Consider the following 4867-nt stretch of genomic DNA (forward strand, 5'->3'; position numbering starts at 1 on the left):
CAGCCGCCAGAGCCATGGAACTGGACCGCGCCCCGGAACCCAAGATCGGCCCCGTCGCCATGCAGATGGCACGCCAGGGACGCGGCACGCGGGCTTACGCCCTCCGGGACGCCATGCAGGTCAGGCAGGATCGCGGCATGCTCCGCACCATGAGCCGCTCCTGGGAACAGGTCCGCCAGGCCGGCTCAAACCTCATGCAGACCATGCGCGAACGCCTCCCCGGCCTCGCCAGCGTGCTCAGACAGGCTCTGCCCCTGCCCTCCGCCCTGATCGCCGCAACCACCAGCCCGGACATGCAACGCGCCACCCAGATGCTGGACATGCGAGCCGCCGAGAAAATCCTCAAAACCCGCGAGCACGAGAACCAGCAACGCCAGCAGCAACGCACACCGGACCAGGGCCGGGAACGCGGCCGGGGGATCGAGATGTAGCATGGCAACCGGCAACCCCATCGTAGACGCTCTGGATGCCCTCGCCGCCGAGGTCGCCAAATGCACCGAGTCCGTGAAGGCCGCCAATCCGGACGCCCTCACCCGCTCCGTCGATCAGGCCGCCACCAAGGCCGTGAGCAGCATCAAGACCGCTCTGGACGGCGCCAGCGAGGCCGTGAAGGAGATCCAGAAGGCCGCCTCGGACACCGCTCAGGCAGCGTCCAGCGCCGTCGAGCAGGTTGCCGAGGTCCGCACCGCGACACGCTGGCTCAATCTGCGCTCAGTCGCCGTCCTGGCGCTGGCCGTTGTGCTGGTGGTGAGCGGCAGTCTCGCCTCGATCTGGTGGGAACGACACGAATTCCACCGCCTCCATACCAAGGTCATTGCCCTGCGGGCCGAGGTCCAGACCGAACGGGCCAACCTCAAGGCACTCAAGGCCAAGGGCGCGCGGGTGAAGTGGGAGACCTGCGGCGGTCATCTCTGCTTCGAGGCCAGCAGTGACCAGCACGGCGGTTGGGTAACCACCAAGGGGAATATCAAGCTGGTCATTCCACGCGGCTATTGATCCGGAATGGGCATTCCGGCCCGGCAGAAGGCCGTAGAACGGGTTTTATGTCCTGACACCCCAAAACAGCACCAAACCCAAAAAACCCGTGTACGCCCGTCTGACGGGGTTTCACGGCCATCCTCGCCGCTTCGTCTCCAATGCCGCTTTTGCTTACCGTCCCGTTGCCCCTGACCTCGTGGCGCGGGTCGAGCGCAGAGCGGGAGACCCGGAGGGCGCATCGCGCCCGCGCCAGCCCTTACCTTCCCCTAGCGCGGCCCGTCAGGGCCGCCTTTCATGGTCAAATCGCATCGCGATTTGCCGCATCTGGTTTCCCCCGCACCCCCTTCCCAACTTCGCAGCCTCGCGCGCTCGCGCGTGCGTAGTGCCCGTCGCCCCGGTGGGCCCACAGGGAAGTTCGGGCCGCTCGCTTCGCCTCCCTTCGGGCGGCTCGCGGCCCTCGTTCCCTGTGGACTACCGGGACGACAAAAATGAGGGGGAGCCCCAGTCCTAAGATCATAGAGAGGGGGCGAAAAAATTTCCAATTAAATCAATATGTTACAAAGGGGGGGCTGCTCACCTAAGTGAGCAGCCCCCTGCTCACTTAGGTGAGCAGGGTTGATTTGTATGGATCAGATGTGATCATATATGAATCACCCGTATCGATCACGAGTGATTCATATGAATACTCCAGTGCAAACGAATGGTGCACATATGAGCAGGGGGTTGCTCACTCAGAACGCCAACTCCCCTCCAAGATGGATTCAGACCGATCGAGCTTCCCATGAAGCTTGGGGGCGGCTTTCCGTCAGCAAACCTCGAGCAGCCGCATTGATGCACTATCTCGTTGCTCAAATGGGTCATAGTGATGCTGTGGTGGCGTCGTGGGCGACCCTAGCCTCGATTAGCGGGATGTCGGTCGCAACCGTTCGTCGGGCAATCGCTGATCTCCGTAGCGAACGTTGGATTGAGGTTATTCAGATAGGCGGCAAAGGTGCCGCCAATGCCATAGTCATCAATAGCCGAGTTGCTTGGACGCAAGAGCGCGACAAGCTCCGCTACGCTAGGTTCTCAGCCGAAGTTTTGGCTCGTTCCGACGAACAGGAAGAGATCAGCCAAGATCCTCTAAGGCAAATTCCAACATTGCTACCAGGTGAACGCCAACTCCCGTCTGGTAATGGCGAGCCTCCGCCATCTCAACCACCATTTGATGGACTAGAACATGACTTGCCAGCGCGTAGTACTCACCTCCACCAAGAGGAGTCCGCTGAATGATCCCGAACCCTGTATCCATGCCAGATGATCCTGATACGGAAGCTTTCGTTGAAGCCGTCAAAAAAGGGATTGCGGCTGCGGACTCCGGGCGCACCGTACCCTACGAGGAAGCTCGGAAATGGCTGCTTTCCTGGGGAACTGAAAACGAGCTGTCCGAACCTAAATGCCGGTAATCTTCACGGCTGAGGCTATCAATGATCTTGTCCATATTCGCCACCACATCGGCCGGGAAAACCCTGCCGCAGCCACTCGCATCGCGGTGCAGCTCGTAGCGGCCTGTGATCGGCTTGAGTATCTACCTGAGCGTGGGCGGCCCGGCTTGGTTTCAGGGACGAGGGAACTGACCGTGATTTGGCCCTACATTATCGTTTATCGAATTGTCGGCCAGAACGCTGAAGTCCTTCGCATCTGGCACGGCGCACAGGATCGTAGAGAGTTTTGATCGAGGAGCCAGACCGTGATCACGACCAGCTATGATCCCGAGGCGGATGCGCTCTATGTCCGGTTCGCCCCTAAGGGAGCGACGATTGCCGAGACCAGGGAACTGGAGCCTGGCATCCTGCTGGATATGGACGAGATCGGACACCTAGTCGGGATCGAAGTGCTGGGTGTGCGATCACGGGCAACACTACCGGCAATTCCATATGCGGCATGAAAATATTCGGCATCATAGATTTTTCAAGAAAATCTCTTTTCGAATAATATGATGTTAGATTTATTACTATTTATAATTTCAATTTTAATATTCATTTCAACATACGTATTATCTATACATTTATTTGGATTTTTAATAGGAATTATAATAGGATGGATTCCGGCTTTAGCTTTATCTATTTTATTTTATTATCTTTATCCAGTGCTTTGGTATACGGCAATTATTATTATGTTTTCTATTATTGTTATATTTGTAGGATATAATATTATGTCGATCGGTCGGCATAAAGTTTGGAATAAAAATTCCGCTTTAAGTTACGAAAAAATTTGGATGTCATCATTTAAGAAGTCTATTTATAAATCAGATATTATAAATGATTTTGAAAAATATCATATTAAAAAGATATCACCAATTATTTCATTAGAAATAAACAATCTCGGTCATGCCGAAAAAGTAAAAATATACAAAAGTAGCGGATCAAAAATTATTGACAATGATATAATAAAATTTAGCAAAAATTATAAATTCCCCTCTTTCCATTATAATTCAGACCTAGAAATCGAATTGCCAATAGAAATATCTAATATCAATAAAAAAACTGGGCCATGATAAAATTGTTTCATGACCCAGAAGTTATTGTTAATTAAACCCTTTTGGCCATACGGCTTTCAACAATACAGCGATTGCGTATATCAATTCAGCCAAACTACGCACCATCGCTGGATTTAAAACATGCTGATGCATGTTGACCTCCAGAAAAAAATTTCGATGGCGGATGGCTTTTCCGCGAAACCCGTAGGAATCCTCGCCTACGACCATATGACCGAACCTTGGTCGATCACACTTCGCCTTAACTTGGAGCATCAGCAAAAAGCTGAAGAATTGGAACCCTATTATCGATGGTGGAGGCCGTCAATCAGGCCACTTCAGCACCTCGCCGGCCAGAAGGCGCACAAGCCGGCCTTTGAGGCCCGGTAGAGCCTTGGCCTGCCGTATGGTGGCTTCCGCCTTCTCCGCGCGCCGTAGCGCCTCTGCCGCCCGCCCTTCGGCTACCTGGGCGGATCTGGCGGCCTTCTGGGCCTCCTCTGCGCTCGCGCGCGCCTTCTCCTGCTCAACCTCTAGCGCCCGCCTCTGACGCTCTGCGGCGTCGTCCGCCATGACCCTCTGCGCCTCTGCCTGACGCTCGATTTCCGTGATCCTGGCTTTGGCAGCTTCCAGTTCCGCAGCCAGGCCGGGCGATGCCTCACCGGGCTCAGGCTCATTCGCCCCGCCAGCCCGACGCAGCGCCGCCCGTGGTTCCAGGGGGGCATCGTCGCGGGTCATGAGGGCCGCAGCCTGACGGATCAAAGGATGAGCCGCGTCCGGTGCCAGCACCTGAATGGGCCTGATACCACGCTCGGCGAGAGCCGCCCGGCGCCGGGCGGCGCGCTCTCGATTCCCGTCCCTGCTATTCTTAGCCATGACATATCATGGCAAGGCAACCATGACATGTCACGCTCAAACCATGACATGTCATGGTTTGAGCCGGCTATGGTTCAGGGCCGATTAAGACTCAGTCGGCATCGTCAGGGCGGGCTGTTGAGTCGCTGGACGTAGCCGCCTGGCCAGACTGGTCTGGCCGGGGCGGTAGCCCGAACACCTCGCGATCGATAGGGCGTACAAGATGCTTGTCGAGCAGGGCTTGGAGCCGTTGCTTCGCGGCCTCAGACCGCTCCGCTTCCGCAAGGATGACCGCGCCAACCAGCACCTTGCGGCGGGTCTCCTCCTTGCGGGCGCGTTCTTTCGAGCGCGCCTTCACCGCATTGATCCGCGTCTCGATCTCACGCTGCTTCGCGGTGAGATCAGCAAGGATTTCGTCGTCCGTCCGCTTTGCCATGACACAAAAACTAGTCGGGGTTCCAAGGGGCGCGCAAGCCCATTGGTGGGGGGCGCCCGCAGGGCGGGGGCAACGCCCCCAGGATT

8 protein-coding genes and 1 pseudogene are annotated in these 4867 nt (G+C 56.4%); 7 read left to right on the top strand and 2 right to left on the bottom strand.

What is annotated here, in order from left to right:
* The 7 genes and pseudogenes from APM_RS19655 to APM_RS21945 all read left to right on the top strand — a co-directional run.
* A pseudogene (locus APM_RS19655) lies at positions 1-431 on the top strand (molybdopterin-guanine dinucleotide biosynthesis protein MobA); the annotation flags it as partial.
* A 1-nt stretch (position 432) separates the two neighbouring features.
* Positions 433-996: a hypothetical protein gene (locus tag APM_RS19660; RefSeq protein ID WP_007425137.1), complete on the top strand. Its 564-nt coding sequence runs from the start codon at positions 433-435 to the stop codon at positions 994-996.
* Between the two features lie 813 nt (positions 997-1809).
* Entirely contained in the window at positions 1810-2250 is a 441-nt protein-coding gene (locus APM_RS21150; RefSeq protein ID WP_241763238.1) for a helix-turn-helix domain-containing protein, read from the top strand.
* Positions 2247-2423 (top strand): CopG family transcriptional regulator, encoded by a 177-nt coding sequence (locus APM_RS21155; protein ID WP_081432859.1) that lies wholly within the window; start codon positions 2247-2249, stop codon positions 2421-2423. The genes APM_RS21150 and APM_RS21155 overlap by 4 nt, the downstream gene beginning before the upstream one ends.
* Positions 2414-2692 (top strand): type II toxin-antitoxin system RelE/ParE family toxin, encoded by a 279-nt coding sequence (locus tag APM_RS21160; protein WP_081432858.1) that lies wholly within the window; start codon positions 2414-2416, stop codon positions 2690-2692. Before APM_RS21155 ends, APM_RS21160 begins: the two co-directional genes overlap by 10 nt.
* Before the next feature lie 15 nt (positions 2693-2707).
* Positions 2708-2905, top strand: a complete 198-nt coding sequence (locus APM_RS19670) for a DUF2283 domain-containing protein (protein WP_007425138.1) — start codon at positions 2708-2710, stop codon at positions 2903-2905.
* Positions 2906-2956: 51 nt separating this feature from the next.
* Complete coding sequence (locus tag APM_RS21945; RefSeq protein ID WP_138919296.1) at positions 2957-3514, top strand: hypothetical protein; 558 nt, start codon at positions 2957-2959, stop codon at positions 3512-3514.
* Positions 3515-3817: 303 nt separating this feature from the next.
* On the opposite strand, the gene APM_RS19675 is transcribed toward APM_RS21945, so the two are convergent.
* Together APM_RS19675 and APM_RS19680 are read right to left on the bottom strand one after the other, a co-directional pair.
* A complete protein-coding gene (locus APM_RS19675; RefSeq protein ID WP_007425139.1) occupies positions 3818-4228 on the bottom strand; it encodes a hypothetical protein in 411 nt (136 codons plus the stop codon).
* Between the two features lie 229 nt (positions 4229-4457).
* Positions 4458-4781, bottom strand: coding sequence for a hypothetical protein (locus tag APM_RS19680; RefSeq protein WP_007425140.1), 324 nt, complete (start codon positions 4779-4781; stop codon positions 4458-4460).
* Positions 4782-4867: the final 86 nt, after the last annotated feature.

The sequence above is a fragment of the Acidiphilium sp. PM genome, from assembly GCF_000219295.1.
In the GTDB taxonomy this organism is placed as follows: Bacteria; Pseudomonadota; Alphaproteobacteria; order Acetobacterales; family Acetobacteraceae; genus Acidiphilium; species Acidiphilium multivorum.

Bases quoted from the DNA above. Each gene is read 5' to 3' on its own strand.
- APM_RS21155 (WP_081432859.1), top strand. From the start codon at position 2,247: ATGATCCCGAACCCTGTATCCATGCCAGATGATCCTGATACGGAAGCT.
- APM_RS19680 (WP_007425140.1), bottom strand. From the start codon at position 4,781: ATGGCAAAGCGGACGGACGACGAAATCCTTGCTGATCTCACCGCGAAG.
- APM_RS21160 (WP_081432858.1), top strand. From the start codon at position 2,414: ATGCCGGTAATCTTCACGGCTGAGGCTATCAATGATCTTGTCCATATT.
- APM_RS19660 (WP_007425137.1), top strand. From the start codon at position 433: ATGGCAACCGGCAACCCCATCGTAGACGCTCTGGATGCCCTCGCCGCC.
- APM_RS21150 (WP_241763238.1), top strand. From the start codon at position 1,810: ATGCACTATCTCGTTGCTCAAATGGGTCATAGTGATGCTGTGGTGGCG.
- APM_RS21945 (WP_138919296.1), top strand. From the start codon at position 2,957: ATGTTAGATTTATTACTATTTATAATTTCAATTTTAATATTCATTTCA.
- APM_RS19675 (WP_007425139.1), bottom strand. From the start codon at position 4,228: ATGACCCGCGACGATGCCCCCCTGGAACCACGGGCGGCGCTGCGTCGG.